The organism is Pseudonocardia autotrophica (assembly GCF_003945385.1).
GTDB lineage: Bacteria > Actinomycetota > Actinomycetes > Mycobacteriales > Pseudonocardiaceae > Pseudonocardia > Pseudonocardia autotrophica.
In genome coordinates, this window is sequence record NZ_AP018920.1 from 5,586,929 (window position 1) to 5,608,068 (window position 21,140).

At 70.7% G+C, this 21,140-nt stretch carries 18 protein-coding genes; 12 read left to right on the forward strand and 6 right to left on the reverse strand.

Going from position 1 to position 21,140, the window contains the following annotated elements; all coding sequences use genetic code 11:
* Positions 1-40: 40 nt before the first annotated feature.
* From Pdca_RS26125 to Pdca_RS35795, 8 genes are read left to right on the forward strand one after another with little or no spacing between them, the layout of a single operon-like run.
* Positions 41-1,918: a nucleoside-diphosphate sugar epimerase/dehydratase gene (locus Pdca_RS26125; protein ID WP_197719828.1), complete on the forward strand. Its 1,878-nt coding sequence runs from the start codon at positions 41-43 to the stop codon at positions 1,916-1,918.
* Complete coding sequence (locus tag Pdca_RS26130; protein WP_085910928.1) at positions 1,915-3,147, forward strand: DegT/DnrJ/EryC1/StrS family aminotransferase; 1,233 nt, start codon at positions 1,915-1,917, stop codon at positions 3,145-3,147. Before Pdca_RS26125 ends, Pdca_RS26130 begins: the two co-directional genes overlap by 4 nt.
* Complete coding sequence (locus tag Pdca_RS26135) at positions 3,144-3,824, forward strand: sugar transferase (RefSeq protein ID WP_197719829.1); 681 nt, start codon at positions 3,144-3,146, stop codon at positions 3,822-3,824. Before Pdca_RS26130 ends, Pdca_RS26135 begins: the two co-directional genes overlap by 4 nt.
* Positions 3,821-4,795 (forward strand): hypothetical protein, encoded by a 975-nt coding sequence (locus Pdca_RS26140; RefSeq protein WP_085910926.1) that lies wholly within the window; start codon positions 3,821-3,823, stop codon positions 4,793-4,795. Before Pdca_RS26135 ends, Pdca_RS26140 begins: the two co-directional genes overlap by 4 nt.
* Positions 4,792-5,769, forward strand: a complete 978-nt coding sequence (locus Pdca_RS26145) for a methionyl-tRNA formyltransferase (protein WP_085910925.1) — start codon at positions 4,792-4,794, stop codon at positions 5,767-5,769. Before Pdca_RS26140 ends, Pdca_RS26145 begins: the two co-directional genes overlap by 4 nt.
* Positions 5,766-6,761, forward strand: a complete 996-nt coding sequence (locus Pdca_RS26150) for an LLM class flavin-dependent oxidoreductase (protein WP_085910924.1) — start codon at positions 5,766-5,768, stop codon at positions 6,759-6,761. The genes Pdca_RS26145 and Pdca_RS26150 overlap by 4 nt, the downstream gene beginning before the upstream one ends.
* Positions 6,758-8,356 carry an amino acid adenylation domain-containing protein gene (locus tag Pdca_RS26155; RefSeq protein WP_085910923.1) on the forward strand — a complete coding sequence of 533 codons (1,599 nt, stop codon included), beginning with the start codon at positions 6,758-6,760 and terminating at the stop codon, positions 8,354-8,356. Before Pdca_RS26150 ends, Pdca_RS26155 begins: the two co-directional genes overlap by 4 nt.
* A 5-nt stretch (positions 8,357-8,361) precedes the next feature.
* Entirely contained in the window at positions 8,362-8,643 is a 282-nt protein-coding gene (locus Pdca_RS35795; protein ID WP_158092045.1) for an acyl carrier protein, read from the forward strand.
* 5 nt (positions 8,644-8,648) lie between these two features.
* Here Pdca_RS35795 and Pdca_RS26165 read toward each other — a convergent pair whose 3' ends face one another.
* From Pdca_RS26165 to Pdca_RS26175, 3 genes are read right to left on the reverse strand one after another with little or no spacing between them, the layout of a single operon-like run.
* Positions 8,649-9,845 (reverse strand): glycosyltransferase, encoded by a 1,197-nt coding sequence (locus Pdca_RS26165; RefSeq protein WP_085910921.1) that lies wholly within the window; start codon positions 9,843-9,845, stop codon positions 8,649-8,651.
* Positions 9,842-11,122: an MATE family efflux transporter gene (locus Pdca_RS26170; protein ID WP_085910920.1), complete on the reverse strand. Its 1,281-nt coding sequence runs from the start codon at positions 11,120-11,122 to the stop codon at positions 9,842-9,844. Before Pdca_RS26170 ends, Pdca_RS26165 begins: the two co-directional genes overlap by 4 nt.
* On the reverse strand, positions 11,119-12,318 hold the full coding sequence (locus Pdca_RS26175) for an O-antigen ligase family protein (RefSeq protein ID WP_125911573.1): 1,200 nt from the start codon (positions 12,316-12,318) through the stop codon (positions 11,119-11,121). The genes Pdca_RS26170 and Pdca_RS26175 overlap by 4 nt, the downstream gene beginning before the upstream one ends.
* 220 nt (positions 12,319-12,538) lie before the next feature.
* On the opposite strand from Pdca_RS26175, the gene Pdca_RS26180 reads away from it, so the two are divergent.
* Positions 12,539-13,972 carry a hypothetical protein gene (locus Pdca_RS26180; protein WP_085910918.1) on the forward strand — a complete coding sequence of 478 codons (1,434 nt, stop codon included), beginning with the start codon at positions 12,539-12,541 and terminating at the stop codon, positions 13,970-13,972.
* Between the two features lie 76 nt (positions 13,973-14,048).
* On the forward strand, positions 14,049-15,518 hold the full coding sequence (locus tag Pdca_RS26185) for a DUF4091 domain-containing protein (protein WP_085910917.1): 1,470 nt from the start codon (positions 14,049-14,051) through the stop codon (positions 15,516-15,518).
* Positions 15,519-15,564: 46 nt separating this feature from the next.
* Here the strand turns inward: Pdca_RS26185 and Pdca_RS26190 are convergent, their stop codons facing one another.
* Positions 15,565-16,539, reverse strand: a complete 975-nt coding sequence (locus tag Pdca_RS26190; RefSeq protein ID WP_085910916.1) for a polysaccharide deacetylase family protein — start codon at positions 16,537-16,539, stop codon at positions 15,565-15,567.
* 303 nt (positions 16,540-16,842) lie between these two features.
* Between Pdca_RS26190 and Pdca_RS26195 the strand changes: the two genes are divergently transcribed.
* Entirely contained in the window at positions 16,843-18,198 is a 1,356-nt protein-coding gene (locus Pdca_RS26195; RefSeq protein ID WP_158092044.1) for an alanine racemase, read from the forward strand.
* Positions 18,195-19,139, forward strand: coding sequence for an ATP-grasp domain-containing protein (locus tag Pdca_RS26200; protein ID WP_085910914.1), 945 nt, complete (start codon positions 18,195-18,197; stop codon positions 19,137-19,139). The genes Pdca_RS26195 and Pdca_RS26200 overlap by 4 nt, the downstream gene beginning before the upstream one ends.
* 55 nt (positions 19,140-19,194) lie before the next feature.
* Here the strand turns inward: Pdca_RS26200 and Pdca_RS26205 are convergent, their stop codons facing one another.
* On the reverse strand, positions 19,195-20,478 hold the full coding sequence (locus Pdca_RS26205) for an NAD(P)H-dependent oxidoreductase (protein ID WP_085910913.1): 1,284 nt from the start codon (positions 20,476-20,478) through the stop codon (positions 19,195-19,197).
* Complete coding sequence (rfbC, locus tag Pdca_RS26210; RefSeq protein WP_085910912.1) at positions 20,478-21,044, reverse strand: dTDP-4-dehydrorhamnose 3,5-epimerase; 567 nt, start codon at positions 21,042-21,044, stop codon at positions 20,478-20,480. Before rfbC ends, Pdca_RS26205 begins: the two co-directional genes overlap by 1 nt.
* Positions 21,045-21,140 lie beyond the last annotated feature (96 nt).

Consider the following 21,140-nt stretch of genomic DNA (forward strand, 5'->3'; position numbering starts at 1 on the left):
GAGAGTCCTCACGCGTCGCGATCGACGGGAGGATTCGATCATGCGAAGGTGGACATCGGACGTCACCCGGACCAGCGGTCACAACATCACGTTCGGCGGCATCATCGACGCGCTGACCTGGACTCCAGCCTTGGCGGTAGCTGCCTGGCTGAGACTCGACGGTGAGCTGTGGACGGTCGTCACTCCGAGTGAACTCGTGGTCGCGTTCGCGGTGGCGTTCGCGATCCAGATGGCCGTCTCGAGGCTTGTCGATCGGCTTCGTGGGCGCCAAGTGATGGGCGCGGTCGATGATGCACTTCACGTCGTCTGCTCATTTTCCGTAACTGGCACAACACTTTTCGCGATCGGCCTGATTCCTCCGGTCACCATTCCCCGGTCACTCCCGTTGATCGCCCTCCTGGTTGCCGTGCCGCTGGCCGTCGGTCAGCGGGTCGGGCGTCGGCTGCTCCACGAACGGCGCTCGCGACCCGATCCTGCGTCCTCCGCGAAGGTGATCGTGTTCGGCGCAGGGTGGGGAGGGCAGCAGATCGTCCGTTCGATGCTCGGCGAACCCGGCTCGGGCTATCTCCCGGTCTCGCTGGTCGACGACGACCCGCAGGTACGTGCACGCCGGATCTCCGGGGTCCCGGTCAGCGGAACACGCTCCGACATCCCGGAGATCGCGACCCGGACCGGGGCGGAGTTCCTGGTGATCGCCATCCGAGACCTCGAGGTCGAGGACATGCGCGAGATCAGCCGGATCGCCACGGGAGCGGGCCTGCAGGTCAAAGTCATCCCCGCGCTGCGGGAGATGTTCCGACCCTGGATCGGGTTCTCCGACCTGCAGGACCTCGACATCGCCGACCTCATCGGCCGCACTCCGGTCGAGGTCGACCTGACCTCGATTGCCGACTACGTGGCCGGGCGGTGTGTACTCGTCACCGGAGCAGGTGGCTCGATCGGCTCGGAGCTGTGCCGGCAACTGAACCAGTACGGGCCGGCGAGCCTGTTGATGCTGGACCGGGACGAATCGGCGTTGCACGCACTGCAACTGTCCATCCACGGGCGGGCACTGCTGGACTCGCCCGACGTGATCCTCGCCGACATCCGGGACGCAGACACCCTCCTGCACCTCTTCCAGGAGAGACGTCCCGACGTGGTGTTCCATGCAGCGGCGCTCAAGCATCTCCCGATGCTCGAGCAGTATCCGGAGGAGGCGTGGCAGACCAACGTCGTCGGCACGGCGAACGTGCTCGCGGCCGCCAGGGCGACGGACGTCAGCCGATTCGTGAACATCTCAACCGACAAGGCGGCCAACCCGACCAGCGTCCTCGGTTATTCGAAACGACTGGGCGAGCGACTGATCGCGGGCGCCGCCCAGACCGCGGCGGGCACCTACGTCTCCGTGCGGTTCGGCAACGTGCTGGGCAGCCGCGGATCGGTCCTGACCACGTTCGCCGAGCAGATCGGTTCGGGTCAGCCGGTCACCATCACACACCCTGATGTCACCCGGTTCTTCATGACGATCCCGGAGGCGGTCCGGTTGGTGATCCAGGCCGGCGCGGTCGGGCGGCCCGGCGAGGCTCTGGTGCTCGACATGGGCGATCCCGTCCGGATCGTCGACATCGCCCGGCAACTCACGGTGCTGGCCGGCCGGTCGGTGCAGATCGTCTACACGGGCCTCAGGGACGGCGAGAAGCTGCACGAGGAGCTGTTCGGCGACGACGAGCAGGACGTACGACCGGTCCACCCGGCGGTATCCCACGTCCCGGTGCCGCCGTTGTATGACGACGTGCGGACGATGACGATCCGGCCCGGCCAGGCGGGTGCCGCGATGCGTGCGTTCGTGGACGGCGACACCGTGCTGAACGTGCCCGGCGGACGCGCCGGTTCCGACGACATCCTCGCCGCAGTGATCTCGATCGGGGACCGCCGATGACGACCTTGCCCCGGGACACCGCCCCGGCCGCCCTCGCGCTGGCCGGCGGGACACCGGTCCGTACCGGACCGCTGCCTCCGTGGCCGCACTACGACGAGGACGAGATCACCGCCGCCACGGAGGTCCTCGTCTCGGGACGGGTGAACTACTGGACGGGCACGCACGGCCGGGCCTTCGAGGCGGAGTTCGCCGGCTGGGCCGGAGCGGGCCACGCCGTCGCGGTCGCCAACGGCACCGTCGCCCTCGAACTAGCATTGAGGGCGATCGGGATCGAGCGTGGCGACGAGGTGGTGGTACCGGCGGCGACGTTCGTCGCCACCGCGTCCGCCGTCGCCGCATGCGGCGCAATCCCGATCGTCGCGGACGTCGACGAGATCACCCAGGGCCTGTCGGCCGCCACCGTCGAACCGCGCCTGACCGCTCGCACGGCCGCTGTGGTCGTCGTACACGTCGGCGGCTACCCAGCTGACACGGCCGGTCTCGTGGCGCTGACGGAACGATACGGCCTCGCCCTGGTCGAGGACTGCGCACAGGCGCACGGAGCACGCCGGGACGGGGTCCCGGTCGGACGGTCCGGTGTGGTGGCCGCCTGGTCCTTCTGCCAGGACAAGATCATGAGCACCGGCGGCGAAGGTGGCGCGATCACCACATCGGACCCGGCGATCGCCCGTCGTTGCTGGGAGCTCAAGGATCACGGGAAGTCCTTCGTCCGGGCGAACGAGCCGGCGCCCGTCCCGGGGTTCCGGTACCTGCACGACAGCTTCGGCACCAATGCCCGGATGACCGAGATGCAGGCTGCGATCGGCCGGATCCAGATCCGCAAGCTTCCGGCCTGGGTGGAACGCCGCCGCCGCAACGCCGCAGTTCTCCGCGACACGCTCGCCCTGGAGCCGGCGGTGACGGTCCCCCCGGTCCCCGACGACGTGCTGCACGCCTACTACCGCTTCTACGCACATGTCCGGCCCGAACGCCTGCGCCCCGGATGGGACCGCGAGCGGATCGTCGCGGCGATCAATGCCGAGGGTGTGCGCTGCGCTCACGGCGGCTGCACCGAGATCTACCGGGAGCGGGCGTTCGAGGAGGTCGGGCGACCTGAGGGCGAGCTGCCGGTCGGTGCGCGCCTGGGCCGCACGTCTTTCGTCCTGCCGGTCCATCCGACCCTCGATGCGCGCGACGTCGCCGATGTCGCCGAGGCCGCCCGTCGAGTCCTGAGGGAGGCCCGGGCATGAGGCGCGCGATGGATGTCGGGCTGGCGCTCGTCGCTGCGGTCCTCCTCCTGCCGGTGGCACTGCTGGTCACCCTCGCCGTGCTGCTCGGCCTCGGACGGCCGGTGCTGTTCCGCCAGGTCCGCTCGGGGTGGCACGGCAAGGAGTTCACGCTGGTCAAGTTCCGCACCATGCGCGTCGAACGCACACCTGAGGAGGGTGATGCCGCCCGCACACCACCGCTGGGGCACTTCCTGCGGGCGACAAGCCTGGACGAGCTCCCCCAGCTGTGGAACATCCTGCGGGGCGAGATGTCGTTCATCGGTCCCCGTCCCACCCTGCCGGACCAGGTCGCGCGGTACTCGGCTCACGAGCGTCGCCGGCTGGCAGTACGCCCCGGCCTGACCGGCTGGGCGCAGGTCAACGGACGCAATTCGATCAGCTGGCCGGCCCGCATCGAGCTCGACGTTTACTACATCGAGCACCGCTCGGTGCGGCTGGATCTCGAGATCATCGCCCGAACCCTGCACCGGCTGGTCCGGCCGAACGGCATCACGGCGGACGGTGGAGTGAACCCCGATTTCCCCGACCCGGCGGGCGCCGACGGGCCGGAGGCGGGGCCCGCGACGGTTCCGTTCCCGCGGCACGTCATCCCGGAACCAGCCCGGACGCCCGTCGACGATCCGGAACCGAGCCGATGACCGGACGGATCCGTGCCTATCGGGTCGAGGATGCCAAGGCGGTGATCGGCCTGCACCGGGCGACCCTGCTGGCCGGACGTGCACCGGCCCCGTCCTTCGCGCGCTACCTCTCATCCTTCTACGGCGGCACCCTGTTCGACCACCCATGGCTCGACGACGAGCTGACGTCGCTGGTCTACGAGGAAGCCGATGGTCGTGTGATCGGTTTCGTCGGGGTGATCCCCCGGCCGATGCTGCTCGACGACCGCCCGGTGCGGGCCGCGGTATCGGTCCGATTCATGGTCTCCCCGGACCATCCCCACGCGGCACTGGCCGCCGCGGCACTGCACCGTCGCTTCCTGCGCGGGCCACAGGACCTGTCCCTGGTGGAGAACGCAAACGACGCCGCGCGCCGCGTGTGGCAGGGCACCCGGAACGCCTGCGTACTTCCCAACCGGAGCATCTCGTGGTCCATCGCCGCACCCGGCGATCCGGACGGAGCCCCTGTCCCGGGCCCCGGGCTCGACCCGGAGACGCTGTCCGGCCTCATCCGGACCGCCTCCGCCCGGTACCGGATCCGTCCGCGGTACGACGAGAAGTCGACCGCCTGGCTGCTCGACTTCCTCGCGGCCGCCGACTACCGCGGCAGCCTGCACGGACGGGCCGTCACCGGACGGGACGGCGAGCCGCTGGGCTGGTACCTGTACTACCGGCGACCGGCTGGAAGCGACACCGCGTACAACGGCGTTCTCCAGCTGATGTGGGACCACGACCCGGCACCGGTACTCGACCAGCTTCTCGCGGACGCCGGTGGCAGCGGGTCACCCGTGGTCGGCCGGCTGGACGATGCGCTGCTCCCGCACGTCGCAGACCGGGGTGCGCAGCTGGCCGCCGGTCCCTGGACGGTCGTGCACTCCCCTGATCCCCGGATCGTCGCGGCTTTCAGGTCCGGCGAGGCATACCTCACCCGGCTGGAGGGTGAGTTCTGTTGACGGGCCCGGCCACCACATCCGCCCTGAGGGTCGTCCTCTCCGGCCAGGAGACCGCGGGACTGCATGCGCTCCGGCTGCTGCGGGAGACCGGCTGCGAGATCGTCGCGGTCCTGTCCGATCCGGAGCCCGGCGGTCGCGATCTGGCGGAAGCCGCGCGGGAGTCGCGGATCCCGTTGCGCCCGGCGCGGGACGTACGCTCTGCCGACCTCGCCGCCGAACTGCGGCGCGCGCGGGTCGACATGCTGCTCAACGTCCACTCGCTGCACATCGTCGACGCCGCTGTCCTCGATGCTCCACGCCTGGGCAGCTACAATCTGCATCCCGGCCCGCTCCCGGGCTACGCCGGCCTGCACGCCCCCAGCTGGGCGATCCTGCATGGGCGCCGATCGCACGCGGTCACGCTCCACCGGATGGCAGCGGGAATCGACACCGGCCCGATCGCCTTCACCAGCAAGGTCGAGATCACCGACGCCGACAACGGCGCGACGCTGGGCGGGCGCTGCGCCCGGGCGGGTCTTGCGCTGGTCGGTCAGCTCGTCGAGCGCCTGCAGAGCGGCGAGGCCGTGCCGAGCATCCCGCAGGACCCGAACCGCAGGCGGTACTTCGGCCGACGGCGGGCCGAGGACAACGTCGTGGACTGGGCCGCACCCGCACGGTCGATCGTCGACCTGGTCCGGGCCTGCGACTACCACCCCTGGCCCTCGCCCTGGGGGGCCGCCACCGCGACGACACCGGATGGCCGGACGTTGGAGATCCTCCGGGCCGTGCGTACCGGCGTCACCTCGGACGCGGTTCCCGGCGAGGTCGGTGCGACGGGCCCCGCCGGGGTCGACATCGCCGCCTTCGACGAGTGGGTGACGGTGGGCCGCCTGCGAGCCGACGGACGACGTGTCGATCCCGGCTCGGTCCTGCGGCCGGGAGACCGGCTCGGCGCAGCTGCTCCGACCATGACACGAACGGGTTGCCCCAGATGACGTCGATCATGCTCTACTCGACCTGCCCGCAGTCCAAGGACCTCTCCTCGGCGGACTACCTCGAGGCGGTCCGCGACGTCTCCCGCTGGAGCGAGGAGGCGGGGTGCACCGGGATGCTCGTGTATACCGACAACGGTCTGGTCGACCCGTGGACGGTCGCGCAGATGGTGCTCCAGTGCACATCCGGACTCGCCCCGCTGGTGGCGGTCCAGCCGGTCTACATGCACCCCTACGCCGTGGCCACGCAGGTCAGCTCACTTGCGTACCTGCACGGACGGTCAGTGCACCTCAACATGCTGGCTGGGGGATTCCGCAACGACCTGATCGCGCTGGGCGACCCGACCGAGCACGATCAGCGGTACGAACGGACGACCGAGTACACCCGCATCGTGATGGGGCTGCTCCGCGGCGAGACCATGACTGTCCGAGGCCGGCACTACACCGTGGACCGGCTCACCCTCGCGCCGGCACTTCCCGCCGATCTGCTGCCGCAGCTGACGATGTCGGGGTCCTCCCCGGCCGGGCTGGCCGCGGCACTGGCCGTCGATGCGACGCCCGTCCGCTACCCGGAGCGGCCCGAGGACCCGTCGACCCGCCCGGACGGCGTCGATGAGTTCGGGATCCGCGTCGGCATCATCGCCCGCCCCCGCTCCGAGGCCGCGTGGCACGCGGCCCACGCACGATTCCCCACCGACCGGACCGGTCGCATCACGCATCGGCTGGCCATGGCGGTCTCCGACTCGCACTGGCACCGTCAGCTCTCCGACCGGGACGCCGGCGGGGTCGGTGACCCGTACTGGCTGGGGCCCTTCCAGCACTACAAGACGTTCTGCCCGTACCTGGTGGGCAGCTACGACGAGGTGGCCGGCGTACTCGCCCGCTACCTCGAGCTCGGGGCGCGCACGATCGTCCTCGACATTCCGGAGTCGCCGGCCGAGCTCAAACACATCGGGACCGTCGTCGACCTCGCCAGGGAAAGCGTGCAGCCATGACCGACAACCTGCAGCACTACGTCACCCGCGCCGCGCACAAGTATCCGGAACGGGTCGCCCTGCACGACGTCTCCGGCCGGACCACCTACGCCGACCTGGAGTCCTGGACCAACCGGGCCGCCCGGCTCCTCCGCGAGACCGGCATCGCCGAGGGCGACCGTGTCTGTGTGGTAGGCGCGAAGTCGTCGGCGACGATCGCGTCTCTGGTGTCGGTGCTCAAGGCCGGCGGGATCTACGTGCCGATCGACAGCGCGAGCCCGGCCGCCCGGGTCGCGCGGATCCTGGACGCCGCCGAACCCGGCGCGGTCCTCGTCGACGCCTCCGCGACGTCGCTGGTGGACGCCCTGATCGCCGAGGATCGGCTCGGCACCGGGGTGCGGATCGGCGCTGTCGACGCGCACACCACCGGCGAGCGGTTCGGCACCGCCTTCTCCCTCACCGCCACCGCCGGGTTCGACGACCGTGAGCTGGCCGGTACCCGCGGCGGGGACGCCCTCGCACACCTGCTGTTCACCTCCGGATCGACCGGTGCACCGAAGGGCGTCGGTATCACCCACCGAAACGTCCTCGCCTTCGTCGAGTGGGCGACCTCCTACTTCGGGACCAGCCCGGACGACCGGATCTCCGGGCATCCTCCGCTGCACTTCGACCTGTCGACGTTCGACATCTACGCCACGTTCGCCGCCGGGGCCGAGCTGCACCCGGTGCCGGCCTCACTGGGGCTCGACCCGCGCGGGCTCGCACGGTTCATCCGTGACCGTGCGCTGACGCAGTGGTTCTCCGTGCCCTCGGTCCTGACGCTGCTCGCGAAGTTCGACGTCGTCGGCGAAGACGACTTCCCGGCACTGAAGCGGCTCCTGTGGTGCGGCGAGGTCCTTCCGACGCCGGTGCTGAGGCACTGGATGTGCCGGCTGCCCCACGCGCGTTTCACCAATCTGTACGGGCCGACCGAGGCGACCATCGCCAGCAGTGTCCACACCGTTGTGGAGGTTCCCGAGACCGAGACCGAGCCGATCCCGATCGGCGTCGCGTGCGACGGCGAGGAGCTGCTCGTCCTGGACGAGCAGCTCCGGCCGCTCCCACCGGGGGAGATCGGCGACCTCTACATCGGCGGTGTCGGGTTGTCACCGGGCTACTGGAGAGACCCGGACCGTACCGCAGAGGTGTTCGTGCCCGATCCGCGTGACCCGCGCGAGCGGATCTACCGAACCGGTGACCTGGCCAGGGTCGGGCCGGGCGGACTCGTCGACTTCCTCGGGCGGGCCGACTCCCAGATCAAGAGCCGGGGATACCGGATCGAGCTCGGTGAGATCGAGACCGCCGTCAACGCCGTTCCGGGCGTCAAGGAGTGTGCCGTCGTGGGGATCCCGACCGACGGGTTCGAGGGGACGGCGATCTGGTGCTCGCTGGCACTCGTCGACGGGGCGGAACTCACCGGGGCGGAGCTGCGGACGGCCGTCCGCGAGCTGCTCCCCGGCTACATGATCCCGGCACGCTGGGAGTTCGTCACCGCGCTGCCGAAGAACGTCAACGGAAAGATCGACCGCCGCTCGGTCCGGGAGCGGCTGATCGACACAACACGGGAGGCCGGGTGAACCACGTGGGTGCCCCATCCGAATCGGTCGAAGCACGGGTCCGCGGGATCGTCGAGGACCTGCTGACCGTCAGCGTCGTCTCGGTCGACGTCGACCTCGTGGACACCGGCCTGCTCGATTCGCTCGCTCTGGTGACGATCATCGGTGGCATGGAGGACGAGTTCGGCTGCGAGCTGCCGCTGGAGGAGTTCGACCCGTCGGACTTCAGGACGATCACGGGGATCGCCGCGTTCGTGCAGCGTGTCGGCGTAGCCGAGGCTCTCCCCTCGGCAGCAGCCGACGCTTGACGCCGCTACGCTCCACCGGTGTGCGAGGCCCGCCGGTGGAGCTCGGCGAGGTATTGGTGGTGGGCCTTGTGCACGACGGGGGCGGCGAAATCGGACTCGACCCACTCGCGGGCGGCAGCGCCGAACCGGGCCCGCTGGGCCCCGTCCAGGATCAGCTCCCCGAGCGCCCCGGCGAGGGCGACGGCGTCCCGCACCGGGACGACCAGCCCGGTCCGCCCGTCCAGCACCGAGTCCACCGCGCCGGTCGCGTCCGTCGTCACCGTCGGGAGGGCACACGCCGACGCCTCCAGGCAGACGTTCGGGAAACCCTCCCGCCACGTCGGGAGGCAGTGCACGTCCATCACCTGGTAGAGCGGACGGGGATCGTGCTGGTTGTCCAGGATCAGCAGCGGGAGCCCTTCGGCCACGGCGTCCTCGAGCATCCGCCCCGTCCCGGCGTCCTCGCCGAGCCCGGCGACGAGCAGCCGGCAGGCGGTTCCGCGGCTCCGGAGCATCCGCACCGCATCGACCAGCTCGTGTAGTCCCTTGTCCCGGGTCAGCCGGCCGACGAACCCGATGACCGGCCCGTCGCCGAGCCGGTCGAGCTCCTGGCGCAGCGACCGCGCCTGCGCGAGCACGCCGGCGTCACACTCCTGGGCCACGGGCACGTACCGGTCCACGTCGACACCGTGCGAACTTCCGGCTCCGAGCACGTCGATGTCGCCGGCGCCGGCGATCCGGGTCCGCACGAGCACGCGGCCCAGACTGTGACTGTTCGCCAGCACCCGGTGGGACAGCCGTGCCGTGATGGTCTCGAAAGCCAGCACGTAGGCCCTCCGCAACCCGGTCAGGGTCTCGCTCCGCAGGCCCCACATGCAGTGCACCACGACGGGCACCCGCCTCCGGCGGGCCGCCAGCGTAGCGAGCAGACCCGCCTTCGGAGTGGCGCTGACCAGCACGTCCGGCGCGATCGCAGCGATGACGCCGGAGAGAGCGCGGACCGAGCGGAGATCGCTCCAGAGGTCGGGCTCCCGGGCCATCTCGACCAGGTGCAGCTCGGCTCCGGCCGCTTCGACCGCGCCGAGTCCCGGGCCGGGGGCGCAGACGACACCGACCCGCCAGCCGGAACCGACGAGGTGACCGACCAACCCGGGCAGGAACGCGGCCGCGGTCAGGTGACTCGTCACCACGAGGGCGAGCCGCGGCGTGGGGACGTCGTTCATGGAGTGCCCTCCTCGGGGACACGTCGGGCCGGAACCGCGACGGTGGAATCGGAATAGGGGGCCGGACCCCGGACGGCGCGCGGTACCTGCGCCCAGGCGAAGATCGCGCAGGCCGTGTAGCCGACGAGGAAGCCGATGGCCGCGCCGGTCGCTCCGAGTCCGTGGGACAGGCCGAGCGCGACGCCGAGCATGACAGGGGCCGAGAGCAGGCGCGCCCACACCATCCGTCGCGGCTGGCGCAGAGCTCCCATCACCGTGGTCGCCCCGAAGATCACGCCTTCGGCGACGAGGCTGAGCCCGAGCACAAGCCGGGTGTCGGCGGTCAGGTCCCAGCTCGGGCCGATCAGCTGCCGCCCGATCACGGCCGGGAGGAACGCCACCACCGCGCCCCAGACGATTCCGGCACAGCCCAGGAACAGGGCCACCCGGCGTCCGATGCGGACGACCTCCGACGGCCCGCCCGAACGCACGGCGTCGACCAGGGCGAGCGAGTACACGGCGGCGAACAGCGTGCCCATCGGTCCGAACAGCAGGTAGGCGGCCCGCAGGGCGCCGGTCTGCTCCAGATCGGCGGCCAGCGGCATCAACACCACCACGGCCTGGCTGGGCAGCGAGGTGAGCGCGAACATCGCCAGAAGCGGCAGCGCGAGCGTGCGATGCTCGACGATCCAGCGGTGCGGCAGCGTCCGCACGGGGACGAGGCCGGCCCACCACAGTCCGACGGCCGACGCCACGGCCGCGCCGGCGGCCCACGCGGCCACGTAGGTCCACATGGGCGGGTCGGGAACGCTCACCAGCAGGACGACGGTGAGTCCGAGCTGTACTCCCATCCGGATGCCGTCGTTCGCCGCGGCCGCACGAGGGCGAGCGGAGGCGATCAGGTAGCCGCGCACGCCGTCCTGGAGCAGGACCGCCGGCATGGCCGCTGCGACGACGAGCAGGACCGGCACGATCGGACCCTCGGTGACGGCGGCCAGCGCGAGACACCCCGCCCCGACGACGACACCGAGGGTCCACGTGTAGCCGGTGCTGCGGCGGGCGGCCGCGGGCAGACGACGCCGGTCCGCGGCGTGGGCGATCGTCAGGACGGTGCTGCCGCACTCGTGGGCCAATCCGACGGCGATCGCCAGCAGCGCGAGGACGAGCGCGAACTGGCCGAATTCGGCCGGGTCCTGGGACCGCGCGACCAGAAACGACAGGATGAAGCTCGTCCCAGTGTTGAGTCCCTGGGAGATCGCGCCCCAGTGCGCTCCTCTGAGCCCGGTGCGGTTGGTCATCCGACCGGGACCGCGAGCGGCTGCGTGCGCTCCGTGGGACGTGGCCGCGCCGGGCACAGCGCCCAGGCGGCCGAGGCCATCGCGATGATCAGCCACCAGTGCCGCTGGTAGAAGGCCTCGATGCCCATCGACAGACCGACCATGGAGGCGTGTGCAGCGAGCAGCGCCAGCACGACCGGGCGTTCCGGGACCGGGGCGAGGCGATGCGCAGCCAGGAGGCGGGAGCCCACGCTCCAGATCAGGCCGAGCAGGACGACCAGGCCGATCAGTCCCAGCTCGGTCAGGAACCACAGGATGGTGTTGTGCACGATGAGACCGTGCCGGGCCTGGTAGCCGCCGATGCCGATGCCGAACAACGGGCTCGTGACGAAGTCGGCGACCGCGTCGCCGATGATGTCCACCCTGGCCTGGACCTGGTCGGGACGCTCAATCATCTGCAGTGGATCGGCGACGACCGCGACCAGGACCACACCGAGGAGCGGAACGGCGGCCACGGCGCGGACGGCGAGGCGGCGGGCGGTGCCGCCCACGGCGACCGGCCGGAAGGCGATGAGCACGAGCAGGCCGCACACGAAGCCGATCCACGCGGAGCGGCTGAACGTCAGCACCAGCGAGATCGCCAGGACCGGGGCGGCGATCCGGTACCAGCCGCGGCTCAGCACCGAGCGCCCGGCGACGAGCACCGCGAGCAGCGCGAGCGCCACGATTCCGCCGAACGCGTTGGGGTCGATAAGCAGGCCGGTGAGCCGTACCCCCGGGTAGGGCTCGTTGAGCAGCGGCGGAGCCGCAGCACCGACCGCTGCCGGGACGAAGGCCGCGATCGACACGATCGCGTTCAGCACCACGGAGACGACCAGCACCCGGAGCAGGCGACGGATCCGGTACCAGCGATCCAGGTGGTCGACCAGGCAGCAGAACGCCGCCATCAGCAGCAGCAGGCCGAAGCCCTTCTGGAGGTAGGCGTACTGCCCGAGCTGCCCGGTACGGACGTAGATCACCAGCATGCCCAGACCCATGACCACCGGGAGAGCCATCAGCCACCCGCTCCAGGCCCGGGGCACGTGTCGCAGCCGCGGCAGGCGCAGGGCCAGGTAGGCCAGGAGCAGGACGTCCGACGGAGCGAGCCGGAAGGGCAGGCCGAACGTGCCGACGTCGAACTGCACGGGTAGCAGGGCCACCCACGCAGCGATCAGCACCGAGGCCACGCGATCCGCTCGCGCACCCCGTCTGGGGCCGGTTCGCACCCGGTTCACGGCATACCGCTCCCCCGCGTCTCGTCGTGGACGCGGGAGAGGTCGCCGACGTCCGGTGGTCCGTTACTTCGCGATCGTGTCACCGCGGCACCTAACGAAATCTCCTGACAGGACGACCTCCGTCCTGACGTGGCCGCGCGACGACGAGGGGCGAGGTGCTGAAGTGCGCGACACACAGGCCGATGAGGCCGAGCTCGGCTTCTGGCGGCGAGTGATCCACTATCGCTGGCGAGGGGTGCTCGCGACCGTCGTGGTGGCGACGCTTCTGGCGGTCACCGCGATGATGCTGTTCTCCCCCGGTTACACGGCGACGGCGAAGCTGTCAGTGACCGGGGCCGACGCCGCCGCGGAACGGCAGTTCCTCGGTGGGGGTGCGGTCCGTGACTCGATGACCGAACGGCTCGGGTCCGCACCGGAGGTGACCGTCGCCGGATCCGACGGCGAGAGCCTGCTCACCGTATCGGCGACCGCGGCGACGCCAGCCGAAGCCGTCGAAGTCGCGAACACCTACACCGAGATCGCGATCACCGAGCGTGCCCGGGCCATCGCCGAGGAGCGCGCCCGGACCCAGTCGGTGTTCGACGAGCGGATCGCCGCCATCGACGCGCGCCGGGCCCAGGCACCGCCCCCGGCCGAGGCCGCGGCGCTCGATCAGCAGCGGATCGCCTACGAGGAGTCCGCCGCCGCGGCGCGCGCCGTCGCTCCGGCTGCCGTTCCCGTGGTCGTCGACCCGGCATCACCATCCGGCGTGACCAGCCCGGACCTGCTGACGGTCGGGGCCGGAGCGGCCCTGCTGGCCCTCGTCGCAGGTCTGGCCGCGGCCGGCGCCGCCGAGCACGGGGACCAACGGGTCCGTACAGCCGCCGGCGCGGCCTCGGCGCTGTCCGGACCGCCGCTCGGTTCCGTCCCCGGAGCGGTGGAGCCGGGGCGTCTCGGAGGGTGGTGGCGCTCGGTGTCGAGGCTGCAGCGGACCGGGGACCCGGCCGAGCCGGGCTCGGCCGCGTCCGACGCGATCGGGCTCGTGCGGCAACGACTGCAGAACCGCGGACAGCTCAAGCCGCACGACGCCGTCGTCGTCTTCGCCGTCGACCCACGGGACGCGCCTCATGCGACCGCGGTCGCGGTCGACCTCTGCCGCAGCGTCACCCGCGTCGGCCGCTCCGTGCTGCTCGTCGCAGCCGACCTCCGGGGCGGCGACGGATGCCTGGCGAGGTTGCACGTCTACTCGGAGGGCCCCGGCCTGTCCGAGGTGCTCCACGGGCACGACGCGACCCAGGCGGTGCAGGCGACGACCACCGACGGACTCACCGTCCTCCCGGCGGGCGAACCGGCCGTCAGCCCCTTCGACGTTCTACAGGGCGAACGTTTCGGGACGGTGCTGGCCGAGCTGAGGCTGACCGCCGATCTCCTGGTGGTCGCGGCACCACCGCTGGCCGCCCACCCGGACGCGCTCGCTGTCGCCGACGCCGTCGACTCCCGCGTCGCCGTCGTAGGGCCGAACGCCCGAGGTCCGGTGCTGGATCAGGGCATGCTCGAACTGGAGCACAACGGCGTCACGCTCGACGGTGTCGTCTTCGCCGGCCGTGCCCGGACCTAGGGCGGGTGCGGGGGCCCGGTTCGGCGCGATCCTCGTTGCGGTGGCCCTCACCGGAGCGTGCACTCCGGAGCGGCCGGTGAGCGACCGTGCACCGTCGGCGTGGATCGCAGGCCCGATGAGCCGGGTCGGCGAGTTCGACCCGGCGGAGAGCCGGGCCGACACCTCACTGCTCGCCGCCCGCGGCGAGATCGAGTCCTTCCAGGTCGTCGTGTCCGGTGGGCGAAGTGGGCTGGACGGGGTGGACCTCGAGGTCGGGCCCCTGGTTGGGCCGGAGGGTGCGGAGCTGCCGGGCACGACCCGATACCGGGAGCACTACGTGGACGTTCCGGAGAGCAGCCCGGACCGGGGCGGCCCGAACCGGCCGGGTGCACCGGGACGCTACGCCGACGCGCTGGTCCCGTTCGTGCACCCTGAGACCGGGGCCCCACTCGACGGGGAGATCCGTGCCGCCGGGGTCGACGTCGATCCCGCCGCGAACCAGCCGTACTGGATCGACGTCGATGTACCGCGGGACGCCGTGCCAGGCACCTACGAGGGCACCTGGACCGTCACCGCCGACGGATTCCGCGAGTCCGGGCGGGTCACCGTCGATGTCGCCGACCTGCAGTTCCCGGTCCGACCCTCGCTGCGCAGCCTCGTGCTCAACTGGGGTGCCAAGGAATCGGTCAGCCGTGAGCTCCTGCGCAACAAGCTGGTGCCGACTTCGGCGCTACCGCCTCCCGGTGATCCGCTCGCTGCGATCGTGAACGTGACCGACGTGGGACTGTTCAGCGGTGCCGACGAACGGCGGTGCCGGATGACCCCACCACCGCCGGTCGAGGAGATCCGGGCAGCCGCGGCGCAGGAGACACGTCCCGGCGCTCAGCTGCTCAACTACACCGCGGACGAGATCGGCGGCTGCGACGGCCTCATCGAGCCGGTTCGGGAGTGGTCACGGGCTCTGCACGCGGCAGGAGTGGAGCAGCTCATCACCCAGGCGCCCGACCCGGCCCTGTTCGACGACGGCACTGGACGGCCCGCCGTCGACATCTGGGCCCTGCTTCCGAAGCAGTACGTCGACGACCCGGACCTGGTCGACCGGGCCAGGGAGCTCGGCTCGACGGTGTGGTCGTACAACGCGCTCGCCCAGGACGGCTACTCCCCGAAGTGGCTGATCGACTTCGCACCCACCGACTTCCGGATCCAGCCCGGATTCCTCAACCAGCGGCTCGGACTGACGGGGATCCTGTACTGGCGTGCGGACTACTGGACCGACGACCCGTGGAACGACGTGCACGCCTACGAGGAGGGCTACCCGGGGGAGGGACAGCTCGTGTACCCGGGCGAGCAGGTGGGGATCCCGGACGGGGCAGCGCCGTCGCTGCGGCTGAAGTGGCTCCGGGACGGTGTCGAGGACTACGAGCTGATCGCGCTGGCGCGGGAGCGCGACCCGGGACGCACCGCACAGATCGTCGGAACGGTGGCCCGCAGCTGGGAGGACTGGACCAAGGACCCGACCCGCCTCCTGGAGGCGCGGTCGAGGTTGCTCGGTTCGGGCGGCAGCTGAATCGCCGGACCGGCGCGCGGCCGGACCGGTGCAGCAGCTCGACGAGCTACCGGTCGCCCCGCACCCCGGGCTTCTCCGGGAGGTGCACCCGAGTCCGATCGCGCGCGATGCGGTCGAAGAGCCCCGGATCGACCGTGCGGCAGTAGTCCACCTGGGTCAGTACCTCACATCGTCCCGCGTCACGCGCACGCGCGACGTCCTCGAGGATCCCGCGCAGCACGTCGAGCGTTCCCGGTCCGGACGCGAAGTTCTCCGGATGCGTCCAGAGGTGGACGGTCGCTCCGGTGCGTTCCGCCGCGGCCACGGACCGCCGAATCCGTTCCCGGGTGATCACCGGCGGAATGACCCGCCGCCGACCGCATCGCCAGTTCAGGAAGTGGCCGGCCGGGATCCTGATCGGCTCGGCGAGCGGCAGGTCGGCCTCTGGCCGAGCAGGCAGGAACTCCTCGGCGAGCGAGCGGACCCGTGACCGCCGGCCTCGGTCGTCCCGGGCGCCGACGAGACCGAACTCGGAGAGCACGGTGCGGTGCTCGACCCGGTTGCGCGGGTAGATGAAGGTCCGCGCGTCGCGCGCGAGTTCCGGAGCGAGATCGAAGGCAAGCTGCATCTCCGCCCGCGCCGCGGCTGCGGTGAAGCCCGGCCGGTCCCACGGGACGTGCGTGGCTCCGTGGAGGGCGAGCTCGTGCGTGACGTGCGCCGTGCGCACCGCCTCCAGGGCCCAGTCGCCGGCCCAGCCCTCACCCGCGGACGCGTCCACCGCATGCTCGACGTAGCCCTGGACGCGCGCTGCGGCACGCCGCAGCTCCGGGCGCGCAGCCTGCAGCCGTTGCGGTGAGAGGGTGAAGGCTGCGACGAAGGCGAAGGTCGCCGGGACAGCGAACCTGTCAAGAGCACTGAGGACCTCTGAGTAGGCCCGGCGCAACGCCTGGTCGGTCAGGGCACGGGCGTGCTCGGATTCGAGTTGGTCGGCGACGCCCCACCGGCCCTCGCAGTCCAGGGACAGGATGAACCGGGCGGTCACCTCGGGCTCCCCGAGCGAGTTGCATGTGAGCTGCGGATACCGGGCCGGTTCACCGCTCCGTTCAGACCGATCATCTTCGACTCCCGTGCGTACCGTCCGGTTGCTCGGGAAGCTAGTCGTTTGCCTCACTACATTCGTTAGCGACGTTTCGTCGCTTTTCGCGATGGAATCATCCGCGGGTACCGAAGATCCTCTGTTCCGCAACCACCGATCTCTCCGGTATGTCCGTAACGTCATGCTGCAGTCGGCCGACTGTCAGCCCGACGATTGTCAGTACCTGGAGGCGGACAGAGGATGCGTGCAGTGGACCCGTACCCGGTCGGCGCCGCGACCCGACCGGGACCCGAAAACGGACCGGAGCGTCCGGCCGGGCCGGTCGACGTCGGTTCACCGACGGCACCACCCGCGGCTGCCGCGGGGCTCGACCGCGCCGACGCCGTCCGGCTCGCCGCCGAGTACGGCTGGCCGATCTACGTCGCCGACGTCGGCCGTCTTCGCTCGAACATCGTGCGGATGTACCGGGAGTTCTCCCGAACCCTCCGGGACTTCGAGATCGGCTACTCGTTCAAGACCAACTATCTCGCCAGGTTCATCCAGGTCGCACGCGAGCTCGGGCTGACCGCCGAGGTGGTGTCGGAGCTGGAGTTCGACTATGCACGGGACCTCGGGTTCAGCGGCACGCAGATCCTCGTCAACGGTCCCGTCAAGAGCGGGATCTTCATGCAGCGTGCCCTCGAACAGGGGGCACGGGTCAACATCGACTCGGTCGATGAGCTGATCACACTCGACGAACTCGGGCGCGCGGGGCGTTCACCGGTCGACGTCGGCCTCCGGGTCTCGTACGGGTTCCACGGGCGCTCCCGGTTCGGGATCGACCTGGAGGATCCGGACATCTGCCGCGCTGTCCGCCAGGTGCTCGACGCGGGTCACATCCGCGTTGCCGGGGCACATGTGCACACCCCCGGGCGCCGCTCACCAGCAAGCTTCCAGCTCCGCTTGCGATGCGTCGCGGCAGCGATGGAGCGCGTGGGCATCGTCCGCCCCGACTACCTCGACGTCGGCGGCGGCTTCATGGGGACCATTCCTACCGACCTCGCCCAGCAGCTTGCCGAGCCGCAGGCGTCGTACCAGGAGTACGCGGAGGCGCTGGGCGAGACGATGAGTGGACTGTTCGGCGAGGATCAACCCCGTCTCATCGTCGAGCCCGGAACGGGCCTACTGGCCGACACGATGACCCTCTACGCACCGGTGACCTCCGTCAAACGTTCCGCTGCGGGCAGCACGGTGGCGATCGTGGACGCCTCGCTGCACGACATCAAGCCGCTGCGGGGCACGATCGATCCGTCGGTCCGGGTACTCGGCCGGGACGCGACGCGCGGCGGAACGGACCTCCGCACCGAGAGCGTCCAGCTGGCAGGCAACACCTGCATGGAGATCGACGTCCTGCACACCGGACTGGAGACGACCGGAGAACGGATCGCCGCGGGAGACGTGCTCGAGTTCCGCAATGTTGGGGCCTACACCGTCTCCCTCCGGCCTTCCTTCATCGCTCCCACCCCGGCCGTGCTGGAGAGTCCTCGGCGCGACGAGCCCGCTCGCGTGCTCCGCCCCCGCGGGACGTCCGTGGATCTCGGCCGCGCGTATGGACTCCGGCCATGAGGATCTTGCTCTCGACGATCGGTCAGCGGGGATACATCGCGCGGTACTTCCGCGCTGAGCTGCCTCCGCACGGGAGTGTGATCGGCACGGGCAACACCGAGCACACGCCCGGATTCCGGTCGTGCGACAGCGCCCTCGTCGTTCCCGACATCACCGATCCCGACTACCCGGACCGGGTCCTGAAGATCGTCGAGTCGGAGCGCGTGGACGCGATGCTCACGCTCTCCGACACCGATCTCGGTCGCATCTCGTCGTTCCGATCGGATGTCGAGGCGTTGGGAGCGGCGGCCTTCTTCCCGGATCAGCGGCAGGCCGAGATCTCCCTCGACAAGCTGAAGACCCACGACTTTCTCGTCGAGTCGGGATTCCGGACCCCGGCGACCACCGACGATCCCGCGGAGGCGTTGCGCTGGGGTCCTCCGTTGATCGTGAAGCCACGGTCGGGCTCTGCAAGCCTCGATACCTTCCTCGCCCGCACCACCGAGGAGATCCGCTTCTTCATGGGCTACCGCGCGGACATGATCGCGCAGGAGTTCGTCGACGGCGCCGAGTACAACGTCGAGGTGTGTGGCGACCTGGCCGGCCGTCCGATCCGCGCGTGCGTGTGGCGGAAGCACGAGTCCAGGAGGGGGGAGACAGCTCTGGCGGAGACCGTCGACAGCGACGAGGCGTTGACCACCGGACTCGAACTGGCCGGTCGGCTCGGTATCCCGGGGCCGATCGACATCGACCTGATCCTCGCGGAAGGGCGCCCAGCGGTGCTGGAGGTCAACGCCCGTTTCGGGGGCGGCTACCCGACGTCACACATGGCGGGCGCGAACTTCGTCCGTGCAATCGTCGACCTGACTGGAGGCAGCACCGTCGAAGCCGACTTCGGCTACGAGCGGGGCGTCGTGATGATGAAGGAGCTGCACCCGTTCGCCCATCGGGTCGGCTCATAGCGGACGTGCGCCGCTCCTGGGGCCGAAGCGGCGCACCCCCAACAGAGGGCCGCCGTCAGGAGAACAGCTTTACCTGCTCCTCCCGCAGCACGTCGATCAGCCGCCCCGGCGGCAGCGTCACGTCGTCGTAGGTGAGCACCTCGTCCTTCGCGACGTCCCGGGTGAGCACCCCGCCCTCGGCGACCCCCATCGGCAGCAGCCGCTCCGACCGGGTCACCGGCGACGCCTCGGCGACGCCGTAGCTGTCGTAGCCGCCCAGCCCGTCCAGGGTGTGCCCGGCCTTCAGGTCCCGCTTGGCGGTGGCGACGACGTCGACCCGCTGCGCCCCCGGCGGGGTCAGCGCGGCGTCGGCGAAGTCGACGGCCCGCACGATGGTGTTCGGGACCTCGAAGTGGCACAGGTGGTACGGGGTGTAGAAGCTGTACAGCGGGCCCTCGCCGAGCTTGTACAGGTTCAGGTAGTGCTGCTGCTTCGGGTCGTCGTGGGTGCCGAGCACGTAGATGCCGGGGCCGGGCTTCGCGCCGACCACGTAGTCGACGACGCCGCCCAGCTCGCGCAGCTCCTCGACGTCGTAGACGCCCGTCAGCTCGTCGACGTGGCCGGCGTGGTCACGGCCGTACATCCCGCGCTTGCCGACGGTGAAGCCGAACGCGTTCGCCACGATCGCCTGCTCGAACGACACCTTGGTGCCGTCGGCGAAGCTGGTGACCATGTAGGGGTCCTGCCCCCACTTCTCGGCGAACCCCTTCTGTGTGGTCGGGTTGCGGTACTCGTCCTGCAGGCCCTTGATGTTGCCCGCGACCAGCGGCGTGATCCCGATGCCCTTGACGAAGCGCAGCAGGTTCGCCTGGACGCCCGGCTGGTCGCCGTCCGCCCCGGTCAGCACGACGCCGGCCTGCCGCGCCTTCTCGGCGAGCAGCGGACCGACGGTGCCGTCGAGCTCGGCGTTCATGGTGACGACCGGCAGGCCGCGCTCGATCGCGGCGACGGTGACCCGGGCGCCGAACTCGACGGCGCCGGTGACGTCGACGAGCACGTCGATGTTCTCGGCGGCGAGCAGTGCGAACGCGTCGCCGAGCACGGCCGGGGTGCCCTTGGCGATGGCGGCCTCGACCTCGGCGGTGCCGGAGACCTCGACCGGCTCGAGCCCGGCCTCGGTGTAGGCGCGGGCGGCGGTCGGCACGGTCCGGTTGGCGATCGCGACGACGTCCATCCCGGGCGTCGAGTTGACGATCTGGTTGACCAGGCCGCGGCCCATGAAGCCGGCACCGACCAGGCCGACCCGGATCGGGCGGTTCTCCGCCGCGCGCTTGGCGAGGGCGGTGTCCAGGATCAGCATCAGCGGGCCCCGCTCGTCACGGCCGGGAAGTCGGCGTTGTCGGCCAGCAGCGGCCAGTTCGCGTCCTTGTCCGAGATGTGCGCGATCTCGACCGGCCAGTCGACGTCCAGCGCCGGGTCGTTCCAGCGCAGGCCACGCTCGGCACCCGGGGTGTAGGGGGTGGAGACCTGGTAGATCGTCGTCGCGTCCGGGGTGAGGGTCAGGTAGGCGTGCGCGAAGTTCCTCGGCACGTACATGGCCCGGTAGTTGTCCTGGGACAGCTCCGCACCGAACCACTGCAGGTAGGTGTCCGAGTCCGGCCGCAGGTCGACGATCACGTCGTAGATCGCGCCGCGGACGCAGCGGATGACCTTGACCTCCGCGTTCGGCTCCAGCTGGTAGTGGAAGCCGCGCAGGGTGCCCGCCTCGTGGTTGTACGAGAGGTTGCACTGGCTGATCGTCGGGTCCAGCCCGGCGTCGACGAACTCCTGCTCACAGAACGCGCGGGCGAAGAAGCCGCGGTCGTCGGTGAGCCGCTTGAGGTCGATCAGCGCCGATCCGGCGAGCGGGGTCGGGTGGATGTCCATACCTTCAGCGTCGCCCATGCACGTACGAAGGTTGCGTCCACCCTCCGGTTCGTGACCGGCGCAACGCAGCGTCGCGGCCGAGGGTGACAGCAGTTC